20 protein-coding genes and 2 tRNA genes are annotated in these 24330 nt (G+C 60.7%); 12 read left to right on the forward strand and 10 right to left on the reverse strand.

Annotated features, from left to right (window positions below; all coding sequences use genetic code 11):
• The 6 genes from H7995_RS17095 to H7995_RS17120 form a co-directional block, all read left to right on the forward strand.
• Nucleotides 1–826 (forward strand): Rossmann-fold NAD(P)-binding domain-containing protein (locus H7995_RS17095; RefSeq protein WP_185818651.1); only part of this gene is annotated, 826 nt, incomplete at its 5' end.
• Between the two features lie 88 nt (nucleotides 827–914).
• On the forward strand, nucleotides 915–2270 hold the full coding sequence (locus H7995_RS17100) for a DUF1329 domain-containing protein (protein ID WP_159996671.1): 1356 nt from the start codon (nucleotides 915–917) through the stop codon (nucleotides 2268–2270).
• Between the two features lie 21 nt (nucleotides 2271–2291).
• Nucleotides 2292–4154 carry a DUF1302 domain-containing protein gene (locus H7995_RS17105; protein WP_166589353.1) on the forward strand — a complete coding sequence of 621 codons (1863 nt, stop codon included), beginning with the start codon at nucleotides 2292–2294 and terminating at the stop codon, nucleotides 4152–4154.
• 67 nt (nucleotides 4155–4221) lie between these two features.
• The gene (locus H7995_RS17110) at nucleotides 4222–6582 is read left to right on the forward strand and encodes an efflux RND transporter permease subunit (protein ID WP_166589354.1); all 2361 of its coding nucleotides are present in this window, start codon (nucleotides 4222–4224) and stop codon (nucleotides 6580–6582) included.
• Between the two features lie 14 nt (nucleotides 6583–6596).
• A complete protein-coding gene (locus H7995_RS17115) occupies nucleotides 6597–7568 on the forward strand; it encodes a WD40/YVTN/BNR-like repeat-containing protein (protein WP_182344402.1) in 972 nt (323 codons plus the stop codon).
• 133 nt (nucleotides 7569–7701) lie between these two features.
• The gene (locus tag H7995_RS17120; RefSeq protein WP_185818652.1) at nucleotides 7702–8442 is read left to right on the forward strand and encodes an SDR family NAD(P)-dependent oxidoreductase; all 741 of its coding nucleotides are present in this window, start codon (nucleotides 7702–7704) and stop codon (nucleotides 8440–8442) included.
• 365 nt (nucleotides 8443–8807) lie between these two features.
• On the opposite strand, the gene H7995_RS17125 is transcribed toward H7995_RS17120, so the two are convergent.
• Together H7995_RS17125 and H7995_RS17130 are read right to left on the reverse strand one after the other, a co-directional pair.
• Nucleotides 8808–8892 (reverse strand) — tRNA-Leu (locus tag H7995_RS17125).
• A 215-nt stretch (nucleotides 8893–9107) separates the two neighbouring features.
• Complete coding sequence (locus tag H7995_RS17130; RefSeq protein ID WP_185818653.1) at nucleotides 9108–10025, reverse strand: LysR family transcriptional regulator; 918 nt, start codon at nucleotides 10023–10025, stop codon at nucleotides 9108–9110.
• 66 nt (nucleotides 10026–10091) lie between these two features.
• Here H7995_RS17130 and H7995_RS17135 point away from each other — a divergent pair, with 66 nt between their 5' ends.
• Entirely contained in the window at nucleotides 10092–10709 is a 618-nt protein-coding gene (locus tag H7995_RS17135; protein ID WP_185818654.1) for a LysE family translocator, read from the forward strand.
• Between the two features lie 32 nt (nucleotides 10710–10741).
• On the opposite strand, the gene H7995_RS17140 is transcribed toward H7995_RS17135, so the two are convergent.
• The gene (locus tag H7995_RS17140) at nucleotides 10742–11665 is read right to left on the reverse strand and encodes a LysR substrate-binding domain-containing protein (protein WP_185818655.1); all 924 of its coding nucleotides are present in this window, start codon (nucleotides 11663–11665) and stop codon (nucleotides 10742–10744) included.
• Between the two features lie 213 nt (nucleotides 11666–11878).
• On the opposite strand from H7995_RS17140, the gene H7995_RS17145 reads away from it, so the two are divergent.
• Complete coding sequence (locus H7995_RS17145) at nucleotides 11879–12958, forward strand: extracellular solute-binding protein (protein ID WP_185818656.1); 1080 nt, start codon at nucleotides 11879–11881, stop codon at nucleotides 12956–12958.
• An 8-nt stretch (nucleotides 12959–12966) separates the two neighbouring features.
• Nucleotides 12967–13920, forward strand: a complete 954-nt coding sequence (gene speB / locus H7995_RS17150; protein WP_185818657.1) for an agmatinase — start codon at nucleotides 12967–12969, stop codon at nucleotides 13918–13920.
• 328 nt (nucleotides 13921–14248) lie between these two features.
• Here the strand turns inward: speB and H7995_RS17155 are convergent.
• The 7 genes from H7995_RS17155 to H7995_RS17185 form a co-directional block, all read right to left on the reverse strand.
• Nucleotides 14249–14322: transfer RNA gene (locus H7995_RS17155), tRNA-Cys, on the reverse strand.
• A 226-nt stretch (nucleotides 14323–14548) separates the two neighbouring features.
• Nucleotides 14549–15895: a glutamine synthetase family protein gene (locus H7995_RS17160; RefSeq protein ID WP_185818658.1), complete on the reverse strand. Its 1347-nt coding sequence runs from the start codon at nucleotides 15893–15895 to the stop codon at nucleotides 14549–14551.
• Nucleotides 15896–15918: 23 nt separating this feature from the next.
• Nucleotides 15919–16476 carry a helix-turn-helix domain-containing protein gene (locus tag H7995_RS17165; protein WP_166589434.1) on the reverse strand — a complete coding sequence of 186 codons (558 nt, stop codon included), beginning with the start codon at nucleotides 16474–16476 and terminating at the stop codon, nucleotides 15919–15921.
• 25 nt (nucleotides 16477–16501) lie between these two features.
• A complete protein-coding gene (locus tag H7995_RS17170; RefSeq protein ID WP_185818659.1) occupies nucleotides 16502–17791 on the reverse strand; it encodes an NAD(P)/FAD-dependent oxidoreductase in 1290 nt (429 codons plus the stop codon).
• Between the two features lie 81 nt (nucleotides 17792–17872).
• Entirely contained in the window at nucleotides 17873–19711 is a 1839-nt protein-coding gene (locus H7995_RS17175; protein ID WP_185818679.1) for an amidohydrolase, read from the reverse strand.
• Between the two features lie 54 nt (nucleotides 19712–19765).
• Nucleotides 19766–20338 carry an antibiotic biosynthesis monooxygenase gene (locus tag H7995_RS17180; RefSeq protein ID WP_185818660.1) on the reverse strand — a complete coding sequence of 191 codons (573 nt, stop codon included), beginning with the start codon at nucleotides 20336–20338 and terminating at the stop codon, nucleotides 19766–19768.
• Nucleotides 20339–20419: 81 nt separating this feature from the next.
• Nucleotides 20420–21463 (reverse strand): AraC family transcriptional regulator, encoded by a 1044-nt coding sequence (locus tag H7995_RS17185; protein WP_182344392.1) that lies wholly within the window; start codon nucleotides 21461–21463, stop codon nucleotides 20420–20422.
• A gap of 175 nt (nucleotides 21464–21638) precedes the next feature.
• On the opposite strand from H7995_RS17185, the gene H7995_RS17190 reads away from it, so the two are divergent.
• From H7995_RS17190 to H7995_RS17200, 3 genes are read left to right on the forward strand one after another with little or no spacing between them, the layout of a single operon-like run.
• Nucleotides 21639–22823 (forward strand): acetyl-CoA C-acyltransferase family protein, encoded by a 1185-nt coding sequence (locus H7995_RS17190; RefSeq protein WP_182344390.1) that lies wholly within the window; start codon nucleotides 21639–21641, stop codon nucleotides 22821–22823.
• A gap of 14 nt (nucleotides 22824–22837) precedes the next feature.
• Entirely contained in the window at nucleotides 22838–23689 is an 852-nt protein-coding gene (locus H7995_RS17195) for a 3-hydroxybutyryl-CoA dehydrogenase (protein ID WP_166589439.1), read from the forward strand.
• Entirely contained in the window at nucleotides 23676–24284 is a 609-nt protein-coding gene (locus H7995_RS17200; protein ID WP_166589440.1) for a TetR/AcrR family transcriptional regulator, read from the forward strand. Before H7995_RS17195 ends, H7995_RS17200 begins: the two co-directional genes overlap by 14 nt.
• Nucleotides 24285–24330 lie beyond the last annotated feature (46 nt).

Below are 24330 nucleotides of genomic sequence, written 5' to 3' on the forward strand. Positions count from 1 at the left end.
ATCTATAAACTTACGTCTGACCAGCAGCCGCGACGCCGGCTGCGATTTACTGCGTGCCCTGCATCCACAGGCTGAAGTACTTAAGGCCGACTGGTACGACCCCGGTAGTCTGCCCGCCGCCTTTACCGACGTAGACAAGGTGTTTATTGTCTCGCCGGATTTTTACACCGACGAAAATATTGTCACCCCCAACCTGATTAACGCCATTCAGGAAGCCGGCTGTGTTGCCCAGGTACTGCGCTTGATCTCCCTCCCGCCAGGGCTGACGGCTGATCAATTGGAGCCGGACATTCTGGCCACCCGATGTGGGGCCAACCTCTCGGTTGTCGCCAAACCACTGTTTGATGCCAGTGGCTTACCCATGACCTACCTCAATGTTGCCAGTTGGCTGATGTTCAATGTGCCCTGGTTCCTGGCTGCCGAGATTAAACAACACCGGCGCCTGGCCATGCCGCAGGCCACCCATGCATCACGCCTGTGGTTGTCTGAGTGCGACGTTGCCGCAGCCGCCGCCAGGATCCTCGCAAGCGATGCCGCTCTCCATGTGGGTCACGAGTATCTGCTTACCGGCACTGAGCGCATCGACTTTACCCAGCTCGCCGAGCTACTGGGCGAAGTGATCGGTGAGCCGGTCACGCTGGTGGACGATGACCAGCCCCTGCGCACCGCCACCGGAGAGGCCTTCGATTTGCTCATGACCTACTTCCGGCATGAAACCCGCGATTACCTCGACATTCCTGTCACCGACAGCTTTGCGCAGTTGACCGGTCGACCTCCCATGGCCTTGCGCGACTATCTGATAGCCAATCGAACCCTGTTTATCTGATTCACTGGCGCCGCTGGAAAGCTGTGCGAACGCCGCCCAGCCCTGCGCTCCGACCTCTAACAATAATAGGAGACACCTCGTGAATAGCATGTTCAAACGGACTTTGCTGTTTAGCGCCCTGCTTGCATGCTGGGGCCTGAGCACGGCACAGGCGGCCACTTCAGCTGAACTGGAACAACTCGGCAAAAAACTCACCCCCTTCGGCGCGGAGCGGGCTGGCACCGTGGATGGCAGCATCCCGGCCTGGGAGGGAGGCCTGGCCCGTGCCCCGGCTGGCTGGGAGCCCGGCCATGGTGACCCCTATGGGGCTGACAAGGTGCTTTTCAGCGTCAATGCACAGAATCTCGCTCAACATCAGGCAAAGTTGCCCGCCGGACAGATTGAACTGATCAAGGCCTATCCCGGCTACCGCGTGGACGTTTATCCGACCCATCGCAGTTGCACCTTCCCGGACGCCGTGGCGCAGCGCACCAAACAATTCGCCGCACAGAGCAAGGTTGGCGCTGACGGTTGGCAGTTGGAAGCCGCGGCCGGCGAAGCGATTCCGTTTCCGCTACCGGCCAGCGGTGTCGAGGCGATGTGGAACTACAAATTGCGCTACATCGCCAAGGGTCGGCAATTCGATGCCGCGTTTCTGATGCGGGACAAAGGGGGGACGCTGACACAAGTCGAGCAAAAATCCTACGAGTTCTACCCCTATAACGACCCGGCCGTAAAAGCCCCGGCAGATACCGGCAATATCGAAGCCAAGCTGATGTATGACCTGCTTTCACCCTCGTCCCGGGCGGGCGAGATGTACCTTGTGCATGCACAATTGGATAAGCCGCAGGATGCCTGGATCTACTTCCCTGGCCAACGCCGCGTGCGGCGTGCCCCCTCCTTTGCCTACGACAACCCGATTGCTGGCTCCGACAGCCTCTACTACGTTGACCAGATCAATATGTACACCGGTGCGCTCGATCGCTACGACTACAAGCTGGTCGGCAAAAAGGAAATGATTGTTGCGTACAACTCTTACAAATTGGTCGATAAGTCGAACCGCTATGAGCAGTTGATCGGTCAGGACTACCTCAATCGTGACGTGCAGCGTTACGAGCAGCACCGGGTCTGGGTGGTGGAGGCAACGGTGAAAGCTGACAAGCGTCACTCCCTGGCCAAGCGGGTGTTCTACTTCGACGAGGACAGCTGGGCATTGCTGCATGTCGATATGTTCGACGCCAAGGGCAACCTTTGGCGTGCCCAGGAAGGCAGCGTCTGGGCCAATCCACAGATCCAGGCATGCACCTCCATCGAGTACGTCAGCTATGACCTGATTGCCCGTCGCTACATCGCCGACGGCTTTACCCAGGAAGGCAAGGTGCTCGACCTGACCGCAGGCCTCGAAGGACGGGTCAACGACAAGATGTTCAACTCCGACGAACTGCGTCGCCGCGGCGAACGTTAAGTCCGACCTGAGGAAAAGCTCATGCATAACAAAAATAAAGGCGCGGCCCTTGCCGCGCCGGGCTTCCCGCGTGTCAAAAACAACCTGACCCTGCTGATGATGGCGGCCTGCAGCCTGGTCTGGAGCGCGCCGAGCCATGCGTTTCGCTTCGGCTCGGACGCGGGGATATCCGGCAGCCTGGATTCGAGTCTGTCCTATGGCTTCGCTCAGCGCCTGGAGCCGCAGGACTGCCATATCCTCGGCGGCGACAGCGGTGGCTGTAACAACGGCACCCAGACTCAGACCGGGCGCTTCTACAATCTGAGCAAAGGGAATGGCTACGCCAACGCCGATATCAGCTACAGCAATGCTGACGATGGCAACCTCAACTACAACAAGCACGATGTCTTCTCGCACGTGATCAAGGGCAACCATGAGTTGAGCCTGAAACTCGGTGAGGGTTGGAGCGCACTCGGCCGGGTCGCCTGGGCGAAAGACTTCAAGATGGATGACACCCGAAATACCGAACTGGATGACGACGCCAAGCGGGAAGCCACCGAGCGCCTGGAGCTGCTCGACCTCTGGGTGGCGAAGAGTTTCGACCTGGGTGAGATGCCAGCCAAGGTCAAGGTCGGCAACCAGGTGATCAGCTGGGGCGAGGAAATCTTCGTGACCGGTGGCATCAACCAGATCAACGCCATCAACCTTGCGAACTACCACACCCCCGGCACCCAATTGAAGGAGGTGTTCATCCCGGCACCTATGGCTTCGTTCAACCTCGGGCTGAGCGAGACCCTCAGCGTTGAGGCCTACTACCAGTTCAAGTGGAACGCCTATGGCATCGACCCGGTGGGCACCTACTACTCGGGGAGCGATGTGGTGGGTGAAGGCAATCTGCCGATCTACCTCTCGACCAGCTTCGTCAACAATATCTTCAGCCCCTTGCTTGGCCTGACCTGCGCCGACCTGACGCCCACTGGACGCTGTGGCGCGCCAAACATCAGCGGCCTGAGCGACGAGCAGATGTTCGCCACGGGACTGGCGATTCCCTACGCCGGCAAGCGTGAAGCGAAAAACAGTGGTCAGTACGGCATCGCCCTGCGTTGGACGGCGGAAGAGATCGAGACCGAGTTCGGCGTGTTCTACCAGCGTTACCATGACAAGTTGCCCTTCGTCGGCTACACGGCCACCCGCTCCCCCGATACCCTGCTGGTCGACAACTACTTCATCAACTATGGCGAAGACAAGAATCTGTTCGGCCTGTCGATGAACACCATGGTCGGACCGGTGGCGGTCGGCGCGGAGCTGTCCTACCGGCCCAACGACAGCGTCAGCATCGACCCCCTAGTGCCCTTTGGCGCGGCCTTCACCGGCCGGTTCAATGAATTCAGCGTGTACGACAACGGCGTCAGCAAGGGCTATGTCGAAGAGAAGAAATGGCAGGCACATGTGAATGCCGTCTACAGCTTCTCGGCCAGCGACCCGCTGGGCTTCATTCCCAGGAGCCTGGGCGCCTCCGATGGCTTCCTACTGACCGAGGCGGTCGTCACCCACTACCCGGATCTGGATACCTCGGGCGAGACGCCGTACCTCCTCCCGGACTATTCGCTGCCGGACAAAACCTCCTGGGGATACGTCGCCGAGATGGGCATCAACTACCCGAATGCGTTCGGTAGCGGTATCACCCTCACGCCGCAGCTGGACTTCTACCACGACGTCAATGGCACCACGCCGAACGCATCGCCGTTCGTCGAGGGCCGTAAGTCGCTGACCAGCGCCTTGCTGTTCAACTACCGCGACCGTTGGAAGGGTGGCCTGCAGTGGGTGCAGTACTGGGGCGGCGGCGACAACAACCTGATGACTGACCGCGATTTCATCAGCGGCAACATTTCCTACTCGTTCTGACCGCCGGCGCAAGGCGGGCCAGTCCCGCCCTGCTCCGTTCGCTTGGTAATTTCAGGAAGGCGTAACCATGCTGACTTCCCTGGTGCTCGGCCTCGAGCGCTTCTTCTTCCGTCATCGTCTTGCCACCCTCGGCGTGCTGGCCCTGGTTACCCTGGTGATGGCTGGCTTCGCCGCGCAACTGCGCATGTCTGCCGGCTTCGACAAGCAGCTGCCGCAGCAACACGAGTTCATCAAGACCTTCAACCAGTACCGCGACGTGCTGTTCGGCGCCAATCGCATCATCGTGGTGCTGCACGCCAAGCACGGCGATATCTGGAACAAGGAGGCACTGACCAAGCTCAACGACCTGACCCAGACCCTGTTCTTCATGCCCGGCATCGACCGCCGCACGGTGACCTCGCTGTGGACCCCGAACACCCGCGCGGTACAGATTACCGAAGAGGGCATGAAGGCCGAGGATGTGGTGGGGGGCGACGTCACCGTTGCCACCCTGAACGACCAGGCCATAGCCGGCATTCGTGAGCGCACCCTGATCGGCGGCTTCGTCGGTAGCCTGGTGGCCAACGACTACTCCGGGGCCATGGTGTTGGCCGAGCTGGCCGATCCTGACCCACAGACCGGCCAACGCCTGAACTACCTTGAGTTCAGCCAGCGCCTGGAGGACGAAGTGCGGGCCAAGTACGGCGACGACCAATACGAGGTGCAGATCATCGGTTTCGCCAAGCAGATGGGCGACATCGGCGCTGGCGCCACGTCGGTGATGGGTTTCTTCGCCCTGGCGTTCCTGCTCACCGTACTGGCGGTCTATTGGTACACCCGCTCCTGGGCGTTGACCTTCCTGCCGCTGTGCTGTTCGCTGGTGTCAGTGGTCTGGCAGTTCGGCACCATCACGCTGCTCGGCTTCGGCCTCGACCCGCTGGCGATCCTGGTGCCTTTCCTGGTGTTCGCCATCGGCGTGTCCCATGGCGTGCAGCAGGTCAACTTCATTTCCAAGGAAGTCTGCGCCGGCGCCGATGGCATGACCGCCGCGCGCCGCAGCTTCTCCGGATTGCTGATTCCCGGCACGCTGGCGCTGATCACCGCGTTCGTCGGCTTCGCTACGCTGGTGCTGGTGCCAATCCCAATGATTCGCGAGCTGGCGATCACCGCCTCGGTTGGGGTGGCCTACAAGATAGTCACCAACCTGATCATGCTGCCGGTGCTGGCCAGCTATTTCCGCTTCGATCAGGCCTATGTGACACGCGTCGATCGACTTCGCCGCGGGCGTGACGGCGCCATGCTCAAGCTCGGGCGCATAGCCGAGACGCGTAATGCGGCAATCGGAGCGGTGCTGTGTCTGGTGCTGCTGGTCGCCGCCGTGTGGCAGAGTCAGGGTCGGCATGTTGGCCATGTCCTGCCGGGCGCGCCGGAGCTGCATATCGACTCGCGCTACAACAAAGACGTGGAAAGCGTCGTCAGCCATTTCGGTCTCGGCCTGGATCTCTTCACCGTCGCGGTGGAAACGCCGCAGAACAGCTGCTATCAGCACGAGGTGATGGCCTACATCGACCGCCTGACCTGGTACCTGGCCAATGTGCCGGGTGTGCTCTCGGCGCAGTCGTTGCCTGTACTGACCAAGCTCACGGCCTCCGGAGTCAACGAGGGCAATCCGAAATGGGTGGCGCTACCGGCGGATGAGCTGTCACTCGGTGAGGCGGTGCGCCAGGTACCCGAGGGACTGCGGCTGTACAACGCAGACTGCAGCTTGCTGCCGATCAACCTGTATCTGGCCGACCACAAGGCCAGCACCCTGAAAACCGTGGTGGAGGCCGTGCAGCAATACCGCGCCGAGCACCCAATGGTGGGGGTGAACGTGCGCCTCGCCAGTGGCAATGCCGGGGTGCAGGCGGCCACCAACGAGATCGTCGAAAGCTCCGAGCTGCCGATGATGCTCTACGTCTACCTGACCATCGTGCTGCTGGTCTTTCTGGTTTACCGCGACTGGCGAGCGATGGTCGCCTGCTGCCTGCCGCTGACCTTGGCCACCTTTCTCGGTTACTGCTTCATGAAGGCGCTGGATATTGGCCTGACTGTCGCCACTTTGCCGGTGATGGTGCTCGCGGTCGGCATCGGCGTGGATTACGCCTTCTACATCTATAACCGTCTGCAGTTGCACCTGGCCGAGGGGCTGGACATCGCCAGCGCCTTCAAGCTGGCGCTGCGCGAGGTCGGCGTGGCGACCATCTTCACGGCCATCACCCTGTCCATCGGTGTGGCTACCTGGTCGTTCTCGGCGCTGAAGTTCCAGGCTGACATGGGGCTACTGCTGACCTTCATGTTCATGGTCAACATGCTGATGGCGATCACCCTGTTACCGGCCATCGCAGTGATGCTGGATGTGCTGATTCCGCGTCGGGGGCCAGTTTGCGCGCCTCTGGTTGCGCACTGATTGGAGGACACGAAATGCCCAAGAGAGACTTCACTCCCGTGCGTTTGCTGCTGGTTTGCGCCTTGCTGGCAGGCGCCAACATGGTCCTCTACAGCCATGCATCTGAACGGACTCCCTCCATGCGCCAGACCCAAGCACAACACGCCCCGCTGGTGGCGGTGAGCCAGGCCGGTGAGCGCCTGGTCGCGGTGGGCGATTATGGCGTCGTGGCGCTCTCCGAGGGGGGGCAGGACTGGCGGCAAGCCAGGGCGGTTCCTGTCGATACGCTGTTGACTGCGGTTAGTTTCGCCGACGCGCAAAATGGTTGGGCGGTCGGTCATGGCGGCGTGCTGTTGCACACCCGCGATGCTGGCGAGAGCTGGACTCTGCAGCAGCGCCTGGAAGGCAACCCCGTACTGCTTTCCGTCTGGTTCGAGAACACCCGCCACGGCATAGTCACCGGTGCCTATGGCTACGCCAGCGAAACCCAGGACGGTGGCCAGAGCTGGCAACGCCTGAGCCTGGGAGCGAACGATGATGACTATCACCTCAATCACATCTTCTGCGCACCGGATGGCAGCCTGTTCATCGCCGCGGAGGGCGGCAACGCCTACCGCTCGCGCGACAACGGTGTGACATGGGAGGCGTTGGATACCGGCGTCAGTGGCTCGTTATGGAGCGGCATCACATTGCGCGACGGCCGCGTACTACTGGCTGGCATGAGCGGGCGGGTGCTGCTCAGCGAAGACCGCGGCGATTCCTGGCGCGAGCTGGACAGCGGCAGCCAGGAGGCGATCACCGCCGTGACCCAGTTGGCCGATGGCCGCGTGGTGGTGGTTGGCAATGGTGGGCTGGTCAGCGTCGCAGATGCTGACCTGAAGCATTTCAGTACCGCGATTCGTGAAGACCGCTTGAACCTTTCTGCGCTGCTGGCTGTGGATGACGATCAATTGACATTGTTCAGTCAACAGGGTGTGTTGCATCAGCGGCTGTCATCGCGGCAATGAGTTGCTCAGGCCGACCCAGTAAGGACAGCAGTCGACTCAAAGCAGCCCTTCGAGAAGGGCTGCTTTCGACCGATTCTGTTGAAAAATTCGATCTGCCCAAACGGCCTGATCATTGACTGGTGAAAACGCCTTTTTGTACGACTCCAACAACCGCGTCCTCCTGCTGACTGGCGCCAACGGTGGTATTGGCCGTGAAGTGGCGAAACTGTTCTATCAGTACGGCGCCTCGCTGGTTCTCACCGACCTGGACGGCGACGGGCTGGTGGCATTCGCCCAGCAACTTGATCCCAGCGGCGAGCGCATCGCCACCTTGCGAATGAACGCGGCCGACCCCGATGACTCGAGCACGGCCGTGCAGCTGGCCGTCGAGCGCTTCAGTGGCATTGACTTCCTGGTGCCGTCGGCCGGCCTGTACCAGTCACAGCCGATTCGCGAAATGACCGATGAACAATGGCGCCAGACCCTGGGCATCAACCTCGACGGCGTATTTTACCTGTGTCGCCGGGCGATCCCGGCATTGCGCAGCAACAGCGCAATCGTCAACCTGACCTCAGTGGCCGCACACCGCGGCGCGTTTTCCAACGCCCACTATGGCACCTCCAAGGGCGGACTGCTGAGCCTGACCCGCGCCCTGGCTCGGGAGTTGGGGCCGCAGACCCGGGTAAACGCGGTGTCTCCCGGGATCATCGAAACCCCGATGACCCAGCACCTGATCCCGACTCGCGGCAACGATTCGCTGGAGCAGACGCCGCTCAAACGCCTGGGTCACCCGAGCGAAATCGCCTCGGTGATCGCCTTTCTGTGCAGCAATGGCTCAAGCTTCATGACCGGCGAAGTACTGCACGTGAACGGGGGGCTGTACATCGCCGGATGAACCATACGCTCCTCGTTTTTTGAACGTTGAGCGTTCAAGGGAGTCGAGCACGCGACTGCGAAGTGAGCGCGCCCTTCAGGGGCGCAGCTTCATGGGGCCAGAGGCAGCACTTAGGCGCTCGCTACCTGCAAAGCGCTACGCACCTTGCCTGGATTGCTGCCGGTGATGCGCCGAAACCAATGACCAAAAGAATCCCCCGAAACAAATCCCAGGTGCTGCGCCAGGGTCTCGTTGGAGTGCTAAACGCATACCTAAATCGTGGGGCTGTGCAGGAAAATACGGGGATATTCAGACACAAAAAACCGGCTATAGAGCCGGTTTCTCTAGGCCTCAGCTGTTTACGGGAACATCTGAAACCATACTATTGGTGCCCCGAGCCGGAATCGAACCGGCACGCCCTGCGGCGGCAGATTTTAAGTCTGATGTGTCTACCAATTTCACCATCGGGGCATGGGAAATGCTAAAGCAGGCGCTGATTTAACCCTAAAACAAAACCAGAATCAATCACTTAGGAAACCAGGCAGACCTTACTACCATGAAAGTCAATGTTACCAAGTCCCCGTTGGGCGATATGACGTGATCAGGCGGAACTGCAACTGAGTTACACCCTACAGAGAGATCGGCGGGATGTAACCTGGGAGTTAGCCGCAACGAAGGCCGCTACCTCAGCCCACCGCCCGCAACCAATCAAGTAAATCCATTTCCAAGCTGCCTGGCTTGGGTGCGGTGGGAGATAGCAGGCAGTAGCGTGAGCCATCTTCAACAAATCCCAATGGCGCGACCAATACACCGCTCTGGATATCGTCGCGCACTAAGTGCCATGGACCAATGGCCACTCCGAGGCCTGCAACAGCCGCTTGGATGCTGAAGTAAAAGTGTTCAAAAGTTTGCACTTCCATGGAAGGCGTGGGCAGCCCTTTTGCACAAGCCCACTCCTGCCAAGCCATAGGTCGGCTGGTCGTCTGAAGCAGTGGGGCCGTGGAACGCAGACATTTCCTGTTTTTGCTGAACCATTGATCGGCCATATCTGGCCGGCATACAGGGCCGACCTTTTCTGGGAACAGGCTCTGCGCATGATAGCCAGGGGGACGAGGAAAATCGTCCCGCCGAATGGCCAAATCGATGCCATGGTCGAACGAAAAGCTGCCGCCGCCGGCCACTAAATGAATGCCTGGCCCTCGATGAAGTGTTTGGAAGTCGCTCCAACGAGGGATCAACCACCGCATCAACAGCGTTGGCTCGCAGGATAGGACAAGCTGACGAGCACGACGGGCATCGCTGCGTATCTCGCGCACTGCCTGGCTCATCACTCCAAGCCCTTCACTCACGGCTTTGGCCAGGCGTCTTCCGGCGTCCGTTAAAAAGACCCTTCGGCTGCGCCGCTCGAACAGGTCAACCCCCAGATCCTCTTCAAGCAAGCGCACTGCCCGGCTTATGGCGCCGGGTGTCAGATGCAGTTCTTCAGCCGCACGGGCGAAATTTTCGAACCTTCCTGCCGATTCGAAGCAACGCAACGCGAGCAGTGAAGGTGTCCGAGCTTCAGAGATTGGTGAGTTGTAGTCACTATTTCCTTCAGAAATCATCGTTATTACCAGAGCACAGGATCTGTAAAAATTGGCTTTTAACAGCACCAATGTGAAGGGTACCCCATGAGCGAATGGATAGCAGTAATCACCATTACACTACTTGCCTGCATCAGTCCCGGGCCGGATTTCGCCATGGTGTCTCGCAACGGATTACTGCTGTCTCGACGGGCGGGCGTCCTCACCGCGGTGGGAATTGGATTTGGGGTACTTGTCCACGTCTGCTATACGCTGCTCGGACTGGGGCTGGTGCTTCAACAATCGCCTTGGTTGTTCAATGCGCTCAAGCTGGCCGGCGCTGCATACCTCGTCTACCTAGGCATCAAAATGCTTCGTTCCAAGCCAGCGATTGAACAGCTAGACGCGCCGTCACCTGCCTTGTCGGACCTGGCGGCTCTACGTACGGGATTTCTCACAAACGCGCTGAACCCGAAAACGTCGATCTTCATCGTTAGCTTGTTCATGGGCGTGGTACGACCGGACACCGCCGTGACAGTGCAAGTCGCGTATGGACTGTTCATCGCGGGCGCCCACGCGGCGTGGTTCAGCCTCATCGCCCTGTGTTTCTCGGCCGGGACGGTGCGCGAGAAATTAGTGGCTTCACGACAATGGATTGATCGAATTTTTGGCGGCCTACTCGTGAGCTTCGGGGTTCTGCTGACAATCGCTCAGCGTTCAGCCTGAGTTGAGCGCAGGGGGGGCAAGCACACCGTATGTCAGCTAATCCGAGTACGATCATGCAGATACAACGGGGTAGCCTTGGCTTGCTCAAGCAGCCAGTCAATCAGTAGCACTATCTCGGGCACTCCACGACTTTCTTCGTTACAAACACAGTAGTAATCCATCCCAGCAGGCACTTTCATGGCGAAGGGTTGTACCAATCGACCCTCCTCCAGGTCCCGGGATGAGTTGATCTCATCGCTCAGTGCTACTCCGTAACCGTCTCTCGCTGCCTGCAGTGCGATTCCCAGGTCTTCGATATGAACATCCGCGTCTCCCGGATATGGCAAACCTGCCTCGAGAAGCCAGCGGCGCCATTGAGAACCATCATCTTCGTGCAACAGTCTATGGTGCCCCAAGTCCGACGGCTGGCGTAAAGCATGCTGGCCCCGCAACAACTGCGGACAACAGACTGGAAACATGTGTAGGGGTTGCAAGGGGCGCCACCAGAAACCCTCCCAGATCGGCGCATCATAGAGCACAGCGATGTCAGCTCTGCGCCAGTCCACTAAGTCCAAGCCGTCGGCGCTGATCACTCTGAGCTTGATATGAGGATGTTTCGCACGAAAAGCGAATAGCCTCGGCATCAGCCAAGATGCGCCAAAAATGGGCTCAGTAGAGATCGTCAGCACTTTGGCTGGAGGCACTTTAAAGTGATCCTGCGATATCAGACGCACGCCTTCAGTGATCTCTTGAATACCTCGACTAACTGAGCGTTGTAACGCTAACCCGCTTTGGGTCAGGACTAAATGACGACCCTGCTTGCAAAACAGATCAATCCCCAAGGTGCTTTGCAGCATCCTTATCTGCTGACTGACTGCGCCAGGGGTCACGTGCAACTCGGCGGCAGCGGCACCAACATGACCGAGGCGTGCAACACATTCAAATACTCGAAAGGCATGTAACGGAGGCAAGGGCATGGGGGTCAACCGTTTAGTTTTACTGCTCTGCGAAATGGCAATTTATATAGATTGATTGCCGTTGAAACAATATCAACAATCGCAGGGTGGTCAAGCCAAAACAACAACCCTAAGGGCCCCTCCTATGACAGTCGCTCAGATATATCGAAAACAAGGAGGCAAGCGAGCAGATGCGCACGGCTTGCTCCGTCACTCGTTGCGGGAGCGTGAATCATGAAAGCCATCTCTGTGCTGATGTTGGCGGTTCTGGCCTTACCTGTCAGCGCAGCTGAACGGATCGTGCAGTTCTACGGGTGGGCCGAGTATGTAGGGGCATCAACTCTCAAAGCCTTTGAGGCCGAGACGGGTATCAAGGTCCAGTACGACACCTTTGATAGCGCTGACGTGCTTGAGACCAAACTACTCACTGGACGCAGCGGTTATGACGTAGTGGTTCCCAGCATCGCCATGCTGGATCGACTGCTACAGGCCAAAGCACTCCAGCCGAGCCACATTCAGCAGACTGAACGGTTTGCTGAAATGGACCCCGTACTGTTGTCGCAACTGGCCACGGTCGACAAAGGTAACCTCTACGCGGTGCCTTACACTTGGGGTACCACTGGCATGGCAATTAATCGTCAGGAAATCGATAAGCGAATCCCTGACGCGCCAATAAGCAGCCTTGATTTGTTGTTTAAGCCCGAATATGCGAGCAAGTTAAAAGACTGCGGAGTTTCGGTGATTGATGCGCCCCAGGAGGTCATCAGCATGGCACTGAACTATTTGGGTAAATCGCCGTACAGCAAAAATCGGTCAGACCTCGTAGCAGCTCAGAAGTTACTGACGCTACTGCACCCCTCGCTGCGCTACATCGGCACAGGCACGCAAAGTAGCGACCTTGCCAATGGAGACTTGTGTCTTGCACTGACATACAGCGGCGACGCAGTCCTCGCCAGGATGATGGCTGAAAACGCAAAAAAACCGTTTGAAGTCGACTACATGATTCCCCAGGAAGGCACCCTCAACTGGATCGATACGTTAGCCATTCCTGCCGACGCGCCTCACCCAGAGGAGGCCAGGGCTTTTATTGAGTTCTTAACGCGACCGGAGTCTCTCGCGGAGCTTACTAACAATTTCTATTACGCAAACTCCAACACTTCAGCAACCAAATTGATCGATAAGCCTATTACTGAAAACGGCGGTATCTATCCCTCCGACGCTGTACGTAACAGTTTGTTCGGTGAAGAACCCATGACTCTGTCACTGATGCGCGAACGCACCAGGATCTGGTCCACCTTTCGTAGTCAACGCTGAGTACCCTCATGGAAAACAACAACCCAACCGATCAGGCAATCACCCGCACGAGTCTTTATGGCACTGAGGCTGAATCTACGTATGGCGGGATCACCAGCTTCATGCGCCGGCGTTACAGCCGAGACCTTCAAGGTGTAGATCTTGTGATCAGCGGGATCCCCTTCGATACTGCAACCAGCAACCGCCCTGGTAGCCGATTCGGTCCACGCGCCATACGTGAAGCCTCGGTCCAGTCGGCCTGGGCCCGACACTGGCCCTGGGAATTTGACCCCTTTGACTTGCTGGCTTGTGTCGATTACGGCGACTGCCACTTCGATTATGGTTCACCTCAGGACACCCCTGCTGCAATCAAAGCGCACGCGGATAAAATCTTGGGAACCGGTGCAGCCATGTTGACGCTGGGTGGCGATCACTTCATCAGCTATCCGCTGTTGCAATCCCACGCCGAGAAACATGGTGCGTTGTCCATGATTCATTTCGATGCACATCACGACACGGAGTCTGATGGAGATGAAAAACGCATAGATCACGGTTCAATGTTTTATCACGCGGTCAGGGAAGGATTGATCGATCCAAGCCGATCAATTCAGATCGGTCAGCGCATGACCAACGATGACCTGATGGGATTCCAAGTAGTAGATGCACGGCAAGCCAACACAAACTCTGCAGAACATATCGCACGCATTATCCGTGAGCGGGTTGGCGACCATCCGGTGTACCTAACATTTGATATCGACTGCCTAGATCCGGCGTTTGCACCTGGCACTGGTACTCCGGTATGCGGAGGTTTATCTACTTTTCATGCCTTTGAGATTTTGCGTGGGCTGCGCGGGATTAATGTCATAGGTATGGATGTGGTAGAGGTTGCACCTGCCTATGACCACGCAGAGATAACCGCGCTGGCGGCCTCCGCGCTGGCTATGGAAATGATCTGCCTTTATGCAGCTCGACATAAATTCTAATGAGGCAAATGCGTCTTGCAGCTGCAATAAATAGCCTGAGTGACACTTCGGCTCTTTTTTGCAAAAAACGTAGTCTGACGACAGCATCATCCTATTGAGGGTGATGCTGTCGCCAAGTGCGAATCAATCAGAAGCGCGAGTGGGCCCACAGCCTAAGCAGCCCTTGGCTTATGCCCGCCTTCTTTGCGACGATTACCGCCAGCCATCACCCCGGCCATACATCCCCTCAACGTTCGCAGTTGCGGAACACCCCCCAAACTGCGGAACACTTCACTTTCCTGCAAGCAAAAAAAACCCGTAACTCATTGAGTTACGGGTTTTTTAAGAGTGGAGGCCGAGGTCGGAATCGAACCGGCGTAGGTGGATTTGCAATCCACTGCATAACCATTTTGCTACTCGGCCTCAAACGTCGGATGCCTGAAAAACAACACCAAACGCAAACAAACTGGAGAGGGAAACTAGATTTTCGTCTACTTCCAACCCTTTGAAATCTAAAGGGTTTTTCTCGTCCCCTAAGCGGGAATGGACGCAATTCTGGACTGCTTCCGATGTCCTGTCAAGGACGCAAAGTAAAAAAATCTCAAGGTTTTCAATTCCCTGGCCCAGGGTGAGCCGGGCCAAGGGGAGATTATAGATACCAGCGGTATTCCCGTGCGCTTATTTCCTGTTGGAAGGCCAAGTGGTCCTGGCGTTTGTTTTCGCAGTAGACGTCGACGAACTCGGCGCCCAGCCCTTCGCGCAGTTGTGGCTGGTGTTGCATCTGGCGTACTGCCTCGAGCATGTCCAGGGGGAAGTCGGTGCCGCTGTTGCGGTCTTCGTTGAGGGGCGGGATGGGTTCGCGGCCGGCATCCAGGCCCTGCTCCAGGCCGACCAGGATCGCGGCCAGGACCAGGTACGGGTTGGCGTCGGCGCCAGCCAGGCGGTGTTCGATGCGCAGGTTTTTTGCGTCGGATTCGGGGATCCGTACACAGGCGTCGCGATCTTCGAAACCCCAGCTGGCGCGGGTGGCGGCGTTGACGGTGCCGCCCAGGCGGCGGTAGGCGTTCTGGTTGGGGGCGAAGATCGGCATGCAGTGCGGCAGCAGTTCCAGGCAGCCGGCGACGGCGTGGCGCAGGGCCTGTTGCTGGTTGGCCGCCAGCAGGTTCTGGCCGGCGCCGTCGTACAGGCTGACGTGCACATGCATGCCGCTGCCGGGGTGCTGCAGGTACGGCTTGGCCATGAAGCTGGCGCGATAGCCGTGCTTGAGGGCCACGCCCCGGGTGCTGCGACAGAACAGAGCGGCCCAGTCGGCGGCTTGCAGGCCGTCGTTGAGGTGGCCGAAGTTGATTTCGAACTGGCCCGGGCCCAGTTCGGCGGTGATCACGGTGGTGTCGATGCCCTGGATGCGAGCCGCTTCGACCATTTCGTCGAGCACCGGGGAAAACCGCGACAGGCGCTCGATGTGCATGTTCGGTTGATCGTCGGTGTCGTCGGTCAGGCCATCGCGGGGGAACTGCGGCAGACCGTCACGCAGTTGCTTGTCGAACAGGTAGAACTCCAGCTCGAAGGCCACCACCGGGTGAATGCCTTTGCCGCGCAGGCGCTGCAGCACTTGGGCCAGGACTTCCCGGGGTTCGAATTCGATGGGCTTGGCGGTGCCGTCGGAGGTAATCAGCATCTGCCCCAGGGGCTGGGACTCCCAGGTCACCGGCTTGAGTGTGCCCGGCACCAGGCGCCGCACAGCATCCGGGTCGCCGTCGTGGAAGCAGTAGTCGCCGATCTTGAACAAGCCACCCTGCACACCCAGCAGCACGCAGTTCTGCGGCAACTTTAAGGCCGTGCCGGCGGCGACTTTTTCCAGCATGTCGATCGGATAGCGCTTCCCGTAGAAGTGCCCCGGAATGTCCAGGGAGATGAGGTCGACATACCGCACCTCAGGGTAGCGTTGGCGAAAAGCCCGTACTTCGGCCAACAGATCAGAGCAGGCAGCGTCCATCTTCAAAGTTCCCGTTGTAGTGATCAGGTGTAAACCCACAGCACACGCGTGAGTTGGTCAGTGAGGTTGCCGTAGCGGCAGCGGGTGTGGCTGTCGAGCTGGAAACTGTCGCCGGCCAGCAGGGTGACGGGCTCGTCGTCCTCGTCCAGCCACAGGGTCAGCTCGCCTTCGAGCACGTAGCCGCCCTGCTCCGAGCTGTCGCTCAAATGCCGCTCGCCGCTGTTGGCCCCGGCCTCCAGGCGGCTTTCAAGCATCGAGAAGCTGGCGCGCATTTTCGGCGAGACCAGGATGTCGGTGATGCCGTTGGCGTAGTACAGGGTGCGGCGCTCATCCGGCCGGGTGACCCACGGCAGGACCTTGGGTTTGGGCAGGCTGTAGAAATAGGTGGTCGGCACCCCCAGGGTCTCGCTGATCGCCGTCAGGTCGGCCACGGTCGGGCGGGACAGGCCGCGCTCGACTTGCGAAAGGAAGCCCACGGAGCGCTCGATCTTGTCTGCCAGTTCCTTGAGGGTGAATTTCTTGTGCTTGCGCAGGTCGTGGATCAGGATCGCCAGCGCGGCAATTTCTTCTTGCTTGTTCATGCCTGAAATTCCGGAAGAGGATTGATCAAATGCTGTCGCGCAGTCGGTACCAGGCCTTGCCGATGGCTTCCAGCGGCGCGGCCAGGTATTTGCCGCCGGGAAAGCGCTCGTTTTGCAGGCCCTGGTACAGGGCCAACTCGTCGGTCTGGCCGAGGATGGCCGCCGATACCGCGCGCGCGGCGGCCAGGGTCGGCAACACACCGTGTCCCGAGTAGCCCTGCAGCCAGTAGAGATCGCCGCGGCGGCCGATGTCTGGGGTGCGCTTGAGCGTCAGGTCGATGTGCCCGCCCCAGGCGTACTCCAGCTCGACGCCTTGCAGTTGCGGGAACACCCGTTCGAGGAACGGCCGGGTTGCCGCGCCAATGTCCCGGGGCATGCCACCCAGGTAGGTGCAGCCGCCACCGAACAGCAGGCGGTGGTCCGGGGTACGGCGGAAGTAATCGAGTACGAATTGGTTGTCGGTGACGCACACATTGCTGGGCAGCAATGCTTTGGCCAGGGCGGGCGCCAGCGGCGCGGTGGCGACCTGGTAGGTGCCCACCGGTAACACACAACTGGCCAACTGCGGGTCGAGTTGATCGAGGTAGGCATTGCAGGCCAGCACCAGCACATCCGCGCGCAGGCGGCCCTGCTCGGTCTCGACCACGTACCGGTCACCCACTGGGTGGTAGCTCAGGGCCTTGGATTGCTCGTAGATACGCCCGCCTGCGCTTTCGATGGCGGCGGCCAGGCCCAGGGCCAGTTTCAATGGGTTGAGGTGCCCGCCTTCGGGATCGAACAGCCCGGCCTGGTAACGCTCGCTGGCGACCCATTCCGGCAACTGTTCGCGGGGGATGAATTGCAGGCCATCGTGGCCCCATTTGTGGCTGGCCTCATGCTGCCACTCGGTCAACAGACTGACCCGCCGCGGCATGACGGAAGTCCACAAATGCCCGGGGCGATAATCGCAATCAAAGCCGTGGCGCGCCGGCAGTTCACGTAACTCCCGGGCGGCCCAGCGCATGCTGTCCCACAGGCGGCGTGCGCGCTCATGGCCGAGCGCCGCCTCCAGGGGTGGCATGTCACAGGACCAGCCGAGAATCGCCTGGCCGCCGTTGCGTCCGGACGCAGCCCAGGCCACCCGACTGGCTTCCAGCACCGTTACGCGCTTGCCGGCCAGAGCCAGGCGCAACGCGGTGTGCAGGCCGCTGAAACCGGCACCGATGATCACCACCTCGGTGTCCTGCTCGCCCGAAAACACCGGACGTTCCAGCAATCGATCGGCGCAACTGTGGGCGTAGTAGCTGTCGACGTGTTGCTTGGATTGCTGAAACATTCGAACACCATGAAATTATGTTTTTATAATTTCATGAAAAACTACAGCATAATTTTCATCAACGCAATCGCTGCCCCCACCTCAAAAGGCAAAGCACGAACAACCGAAGGCCCCCCAGAATCCCTGGAAGTCGCTCACCGGGACGTTCGACAGACGCGCGCGCTGGTGACCGTGGCCATGCACGCCACAGGGCCCGCTGCACTGGTGCACCTGGGTCTGCAACGGCGCAGCGGGCCGCCAATGCCCCGGAACCTTGACCACCGGCGACCAGTCCGGGGTCACCGGCAAAGTCGGCGGCGCCAGCCGCTGAAAATCCCCCGCCGCGTGTACCACCTTGCCGCCAACCACCGTCAGCAGCGACTCGATCCACTTGATCGCCTCATCCTCGACACTGAAATAGTCCGCTGACAGCGCCACCAGGTCCGCCAGTTGCCCGACCTTGATCTGCCCTTTCTTACCCTGCTCCGAGGAGAACCAGGCGCTGCCGTGGGTGAACAGCTGCAACGCGGTGTCCCGGGGCAGCCCTTGCGGATACAGCGCCAGCCCGCCCACGGTGCGCCCACTGACCATCCAGTACAGCGAGGTCCAGGGGTTGTAGCTCGACACCCGCGTGGCATCGGTGCCAGCCCCCACCGGCACGCCCTCGGCGAGCATGCGCTGGATCGGTGGGGTCAGCTCGGCCGCCTTGGCGCCGTAGCGTTCGACGAAGTACTCGCCCTGGAACGCCATTCGATCCTGGATCGCGATACCTCCGCCAAGCGCCCTCACCCGCTCGATGTTGTTCGGGCTGATGGTTTCGGCGTGATCGAAGAACCACGGCAAGCCATTGAACGGGATATCCCGGTCGACCTTCTCGAACACGTCGAGCATGCGCGATATCGATTCGTCATAAGTGGCGTGCAGGCGAAACGGCCAGCGCTGCTCCACCAGGTGTCGCACCACTGGCTCCAGTTCCTGTTCCATGGTCAAGGGCAGGTCCGGGCGCGGTTCGAGGAAGTCTTCGAAATCCGCCGCTGAGAACACCAGCATTTCCCCGGCGCCGTTGTGGCGCAGGTAATCATCGCCCTGGTGCAGGGCAACGCTGCCGGTCCAGTGCTTGAAGTCGTTGAGCTCTTCCTTGGGTTTCTGGGTGAACAGGTTGTAGGCGATGCGGATCGTCAGTTGGTCCTTGGCCGCCAACGCGTTGATCACCGCGTAGTCGTCCGGGTAGTTCTGGAAACCACCGCCGGCATCGATCGCGCTGGTGACCCCGAGGCGATTGAGTTCACGCATGAATTGGCGGGTCGAGTTGAGCTGGTACTCCAGCGGCAGCTTCGGTCCCTTGGCCAGGGTCGAATAGAGGATCATCGCATTGGGCCGTGCCACCAGCATCCCCGTCGGCTCGCCATTGGCGTCACGTACGATCTCGCCACCGGGCGGGTTCGGCGTATGACGGTCGTAGCCCACCACCCGCAGGGCCGCGCGGTTGAGCAAGGCGCGGTCATAGAGGTGCAGGACAAACACCGGCGTATCGGGGGCGGCCTTGTTCAGTTCGTCGAGGGTCGGCAGGCGTTTTTCGGCGAACTGGAATTCGTTCCAGCCGCCCACCACCCGCACCCACTGCGGGGCCGGTGTGCGTTCGGCCTGGTCCTTGAGCAGGCGCAAGGCATCCACCAGCGACGGCACCCCTTCCCACCGTAATTCCAGGTTGTAGTTCAGGCCGCCGCGGATCAAGTGCAAGTGCGAGTCGTTGAGCCCGGGGATCACCGTGCGTCCCAGCAGGTCGATCACCTGGGTGCCCGCGCCGCGCAGGGCCATGGCCTGGGCGTCGTTACCCACCACCACAAAGCGCCCGTCCTTGATCGCCACCGCGCTGGCCCGGGGCTTTGCCCGATCCACTGTGTGCAGGCGACCGTTGTGCAGAATCAGATCGGCAATCACGTTATTCATCACAGGCTTCCTGGGTCGATGGAATAGGCAAACAACCGCCGCGTGTCAGGCGCTGGGGGCTTGCAGCCATTTGCTGAACAGCCGCGTCACCCGCGGCATGAAGACGTAGACCACCAGCAACACGATGCTTGCGGTGATCAGCACGTTGGCCTGCACATGACCGCCCAACCACGGCACACGATTGAACAGCGGCTTGAACAGCATCGGCACCAGGAAACTCAGCGGCAGGATCACCAGAAAGGTCACGCACGCCTGCTTCCAGCGCGGTGGTGCCGGCGCGCCGGCCTCGACCGGAGTGAACCAGAACTCGCGATCGGCGTTGATTTCGGTCTGGTCGCCATCGGCAAGCATCGGCTGTGCTTCGGCGACCAGGCTGCGACGGTCCGTGGAGTCGAGCCAGTGCTGCAGTTGCTCGGTGCTGGCAAAGCGCAGGACGCTGGTGAACTGCGCCAGGCCCTGGCGGTGGCCGCGCATCACGTCGATCCCCAGGTGCCCGGGGTAACTGCGCGCCATGGCGATGGTGCGGCGCAACCAGTGCTCGTAGGCCTGGTCCTGGCCCTTCTTGATGGTGTGGCGCACTAGCAGGGTGACCACCCCGTCGGACAGTTCGACATTCATCACTGGCACTCCCCGGTATCGGCGACTTTCAACGATAGTTGAACAACACCCCGGGCATGCTGGATTACTCAGCCCAGACGATCACCGGTCGTGCCCATCCACCGTCGGCAACGCCTGCGCGCCCTGGAACCGTGCCCGATAACGCCCCGGGCTTTCCCCCGTCCACTTCTTGAACGCGCGGTGAAAGGCGCTGGGCTCCTGGAAGCCGATCTGCTCGGCAATCGTGGTGACGCTGGCCTGGGTGCGGCGCAATTGCTCAATCGCCACCGCGCGGCGCACTTCGTCCTTGATCTCCTGGAACGCACAGCCTTCGCGCTCGAGCTTGCGCCGCACGGTGCTGGGGCTCAGGTGCTGCTCGCGAGCAAAGGCTTCCAGGGTCGGCCACTGGCTGTAATCACTGTTGCGCAGCCGCTGGTGAACCTGCGCCGCCAAGCCGTGCTGATTGCGAAAGCGGATCACCAGCCATTGCGGGGCACTGCGCAAAAAGGCCTTGAGCGACGCCAGGTCCTGGGTCACCGGCAGTTGCAGGAAGCGGCTGTCGAACTCGATTTGCGTGCGTGCCGCGCCAAAGGTCAGGTTGGCGCCCCAGAGCAAGGCATCGTCCGCCAGGGACAGACGCGGGTGCTGGAAGTCGGCGCGGTCGATGGCAATCCGTCGTCCGCCCAGCCAGCACAGCAGGCTGATCATCAGCACCAGAAAGGTCTCTTCCCCAAAACGCGCCAGCTCAACGCTTTGCGCCTGGGTCTGCAGGCTGATCACCGCGCGTTTGCCGCGCACGGTCAGGGTGCCGCGAAAGTCCCGCAGAAACAGGGCAAAGTTGGCCAGGCACTGGCGCATGGCTTTTTCCAGGGTCGGCTCCTGGATCAGCGCCCGGCAGATCAGGGCGAAGCTGCCAGGTGGCATGCCGTGGGAATCGAGGCCAAAGAATTCGTCCTGCAACTCACCGATCTGCGCCAGCCACAACGCGGCAAACGCCGAGGCCGGAACCCGTGCCGCCGGCTGCTCCAGCAGTTGCGGATCGATCCCCACTTGCCGCAACACCGCGTGCAAACGCTGTGGGTCCGCGCGCAAGGCCTGGATCATCGGGTACACGAAGTACACCGCTACCGAATCCGTCTCCCGCATGTATTTCCCTGGCTCCCGATCATCTGAACATGGCAAAAAACGCCACCACCCTTGCGCAGTTTTGGCATAGGCGCCGTGGCGCGGCTGACTCTAGACTCAGCGCCATAAACCAGCCTCCCCCAGCGCGCCCATACTACGTGAGCCGCGCGCTGCCCACGATACCCAGGGAATATTCATGAAGCATTCCGATATTTTTGTCCTCAGCGCCGTTCGCTCCGCCATTGGTGGTTTTGGTGGTTCCCTCAAGGACGTCTCGCCGATCGACCTGGGCACCGCCGTGTGCCGCGCCGCCATCGAGCGTTCGGGCCTGGCCCCCGAGCACATCGGCCACACCGTGATGGGCCATGTGATCCCGACTGAAGCCCGTGATGCCTATATCTCCCGGGTGATCTCGATGAACGCCGGCCTGCCCAAGGAAACCCCGGCCTTCAACGTCAACCGCCTGTGCGGTTCCGGCCTGCAGGCGATCGTCAGCGCCGCCCAGAGCCTGATGCTCGGTGACGCCGGCGCGGCAATGGCCGGTGGCGTGGAATCCATGAGCCGTGGCGCCTACCTGCTGCCACAGGCACGCTGGGGCGCGCGCATGGGCGACATCCAGGGCATCGACTACATGCTCGGCGCCCTGCACGACCCGTTCGCCGGGATCCACATGGGCATCACCGCGGAGAACATCGCTGAGCATTTCGGTATCAGCCGCCAGGCCCAGGACCAACTGGCCCTGCTCAGCCAGCAGCGCGCTGCCCGGGCCATCGCCGAAGGGCGTTTCGAGGGGCAGATCGTGCCGATCGAAATCGCCACCCGCAAAGGCACCGTGACCTTTGCCACCGATGAACACGTGCGCGGCGACGTCAGCAGCGAACAGCTGGAACGCATGAAGCCGGCATTCAAGAAAGACGGCAGCGTCACCGCCGGCAACGCCTCGGGCCTCAACGACGGTGCCGGTGCACTGATCATGGCCACCGGCAAAGTGGTGCAGGAGCAAGGTCTCAAGCCGATGGCACGCCTGGTGGGTTACGCCCACGCCGGTGTCGAGCCGTCGATGATGGGCCTGGGTCCGATTCCCGCCACCCGCCTGGTGCTTGAGCGCGCCGGCCTGACCGTGGCTGACCTGGATGTGATCGAGTCCAACGAAGCGTTCGCCGCCCAGGCCTGCGCCGTGGCCCAGGAGCTGGGCTTCGATCCCGCCAAGGTCAACCCTAACGGTTCCGGGATTTCCCTCGGTCACCCGGTGGGCGCTACCGGCGCGATCATCGCCACCAAGGCCATTCACGAACTGCATCGCGTGCAGGGCCGTTACGCCCTGGCAACCATGTGCATCGGTGGCGGCCAAGGCATCGCCGTGCTGTTCGAACGCGTATGAGCAAGGATACCCACATGACTCTGCAACACATCGGCGTGATTGGCGCCGGCACCATGGGCAACGGCATCGCGCAGGTCTGCGCGGTGGCCGGCTTCCAGGTGACCCTGATCGACATCGCCCAGAGCGCCTTGCAAAAGGCCCTGGCCACCGTCGGCAAGAACCTTGATCGCCAGGTGGCCAAGGGCAGCCTGAGCCAGGAGCAGAAACTCGCGGCCCTGGACAAGATCAACACCAGCACCGACTACGCCAGCCTGCACGGCGTGCAACTGGTGATCGAGGCCGCGACCGAGAACCTCGAGCTGAAACTGCGCCTGCTGCAACAAGCCGCAGCCCAGGTCAGTGCCGAGTGCGTGATTGCCTCCAACACCTCGTCGTTGTCGATCACCCAGTTGGCGGCGAGCGTCAGTCACCCAGAACGGTTCATCGGCCTGCATTTCTTCAACCCGGTGCCGGTGATGGCGTTGATCGAAGTGATTCGTGGCCTGCAGACCAGCGACGCGACCCACGCCCTGGCCCTGGACATGGCCCAGCGCCTGGGCAAGACCGCGATCACCGCGGGCAACCGCCCGGGGTTTGTGGTCAACCGGATCCTGGTGCCGATGATCAACGAAGCGGTGCTGGTACTGCAGGAAGGCCTGGCCAGTGCCGAAGACATCGACGCCGGCATGCGCCTGGGCTGCAACCAGCCGATCGGCCCGCTGGCCCTGGCCGACCTGATTGGCCTGGATACCTTGCTGGCGATCATGCAAGCCTTCTACGACGGCTTCAACGACAGCAAGTACCGCCCGGCCCCGCTGCTCAAGGAAATGGTCGCGGCCGGCTACCTGGGTCGCAAGACCGGACGCGGCTTTCATGTCTACGACTGAGCGCTGCTCGCGCTTTGCCCAAAGCCGGGACAAGGCCCTGGAGCTGTTCGCCAGCAAGGGCTTTGGCCAGGTCGGGATGCGTGAACTGGCGGCGTACCTGGGGCTTACCCCAGGTTCGCTGTATCACCACTACCCGAGCAAACAGCACCTGCTGCTGGATTTGATCGAAGAATTCTACGAAGAACTGCTGGCCACCCTCACCCGCATCGAACGACGCTCGCGCACCTCCCAGGGCAGCCTGTTGCCGCTGATCCAGGCGCACCTGAAACTGCATCAGGACATGCCCTGGCACTTTCGCCTGGTGGAACGCGACAGCAGTTGCCTGAACGACGACCAGCAAGTGCGCGTCCGTCAGCTACAGCAACGCTACGAGCAACAGCTGATGCGCATGCTCTGCCCGGCCATCCGACTCGGTGACCAAGCCCTGCTGGCCGCCGGACACACCATCGCCTCCCTGCTCAACAGCGCCCCCGGCTGGCTGAGCCAACACCCCCTGCCCCCGCGGGAACGCGACCGCCTGCTGCACAGCTTGCTGGTCGGCGCCATCGAACGCATCCTGGCCGACAACGCGCCGCTGCAAGCCAACGTCGCCTGACGGCTCCACAGGTTTGGCGGGTGTACGGACAATCTGCGAACAACCT

Origin of the sequence: Pseudomonas kielensis, from assembly GCF_014236655.1 — a bacterium.
Lineage (GTDB): Bacteria > Pseudomonadota > Gammaproteobacteria > Pseudomonadales > Pseudomonadaceae > Aquipseudomonas > Aquipseudomonas kielensis.

Excerpts from the sequence above, each read along its gene's own strand:
- H7995_RS17140 (WP_185818655.1), bottom strand. The coding sequence starts at position 11,665 with ATGCCCTTGCCTCCGTTACATGCCTTTCGAGTATTTGAATGTGTTGCA.
- H7995_RS17185 (WP_182344392.1), bottom strand. The coding sequence starts at position 21,463 with ATGCGGGAGACGGATTCGGTAGCGGTGTACTTCGTGTACCCGATGATC.
- H7995_RS17100 (WP_159996671.1), top strand. The coding sequence starts at position 915 with ATGTTCAAACGGACTTTGCTGTTTAGCGCCCTGCTTGCATGCTGGGGC.
- H7995_RS17180 (WP_185818660.1), bottom strand. The coding sequence starts at position 20,338 with ATGAATGTCGAACTGTCCGACGGGGTGGTCACCCTGCTAGTGCGCCAC.
- H7995_RS17160 (WP_185818658.1), bottom strand. The coding sequence starts at position 15,895 with ATGGACGCTGCCTGCTCTGATCTGTTGGCCGAAGTACGGGCTTTTCGC.
- H7995_RS17195 (WP_166589439.1), top strand. The coding sequence starts at position 22,838 with ATGACTCTGCAACACATCGGCGTGATTGGCGCCGGCACCATGGGCAAC.
- speB (WP_185818657.1), top strand. The coding sequence starts at position 12,967 with ATGGAAAACAACAACCCAACCGATCAGGCAATCACCCGCACGAGTCTT.
- H7995_RS17110 (WP_166589354.1), top strand. The coding sequence starts at position 4,222 with ATGCTGACTTCCCTGGTGCTCGGCCTCGAGCGCTTCTTCTTCCGTCAT.
- H7995_RS17190 (WP_182344390.1), top strand. The coding sequence starts at position 21,639 with ATGAAGCATTCCGATATTTTTGTCCTCAGCGCCGTTCGCTCCGCCATT.
- H7995_RS17145 (WP_185818656.1), top strand. The coding sequence starts at position 11,879 with ATGAAAGCCATCTCTGTGCTGATGTTGGCGGTTCTGGCCTTACCTGTC.
- H7995_RS17130 (WP_185818653.1), bottom strand. The coding sequence starts at position 10,025 with ATGATTTCTGAAGGAAATAGTGACTACAACTCACCAATCTCTGAAGCT.
- H7995_RS17200 (WP_166589440.1), top strand. The coding sequence starts at position 23,676 with ATGTCTACGACTGAGCGCTGCTCGCGCTTTGCCCAAAGCCGGGACAAG.
- H7995_RS17135 (WP_185818654.1), top strand. The coding sequence starts at position 10,092 with ATGAGCGAATGGATAGCAGTAATCACCATTACACTACTTGCCTGCATC.
- H7995_RS17115 (WP_182344402.1), top strand. The coding sequence starts at position 6,597 with ATGCCCAAGAGAGACTTCACTCCCGTGCGTTTGCTGCTGGTTTGCGCC.
- H7995_RS17105 (WP_166589353.1), top strand. The coding sequence starts at position 2,292 with ATGCATAACAAAAATAAAGGCGCGGCCCTTGCCGCGCCGGGCTTCCCG.
- H7995_RS17165 (WP_166589434.1), bottom strand. The coding sequence starts at position 16,476 with ATGAACAAGCAAGAAGAAATTGCCGCGCTGGCGATCCTGATCCACGAC.
- H7995_RS17170 (WP_185818659.1), bottom strand. The coding sequence starts at position 17,791 with ATGTTTCAGCAATCCAAGCAACACGTCGACAGCTACTACGCCCACAGT.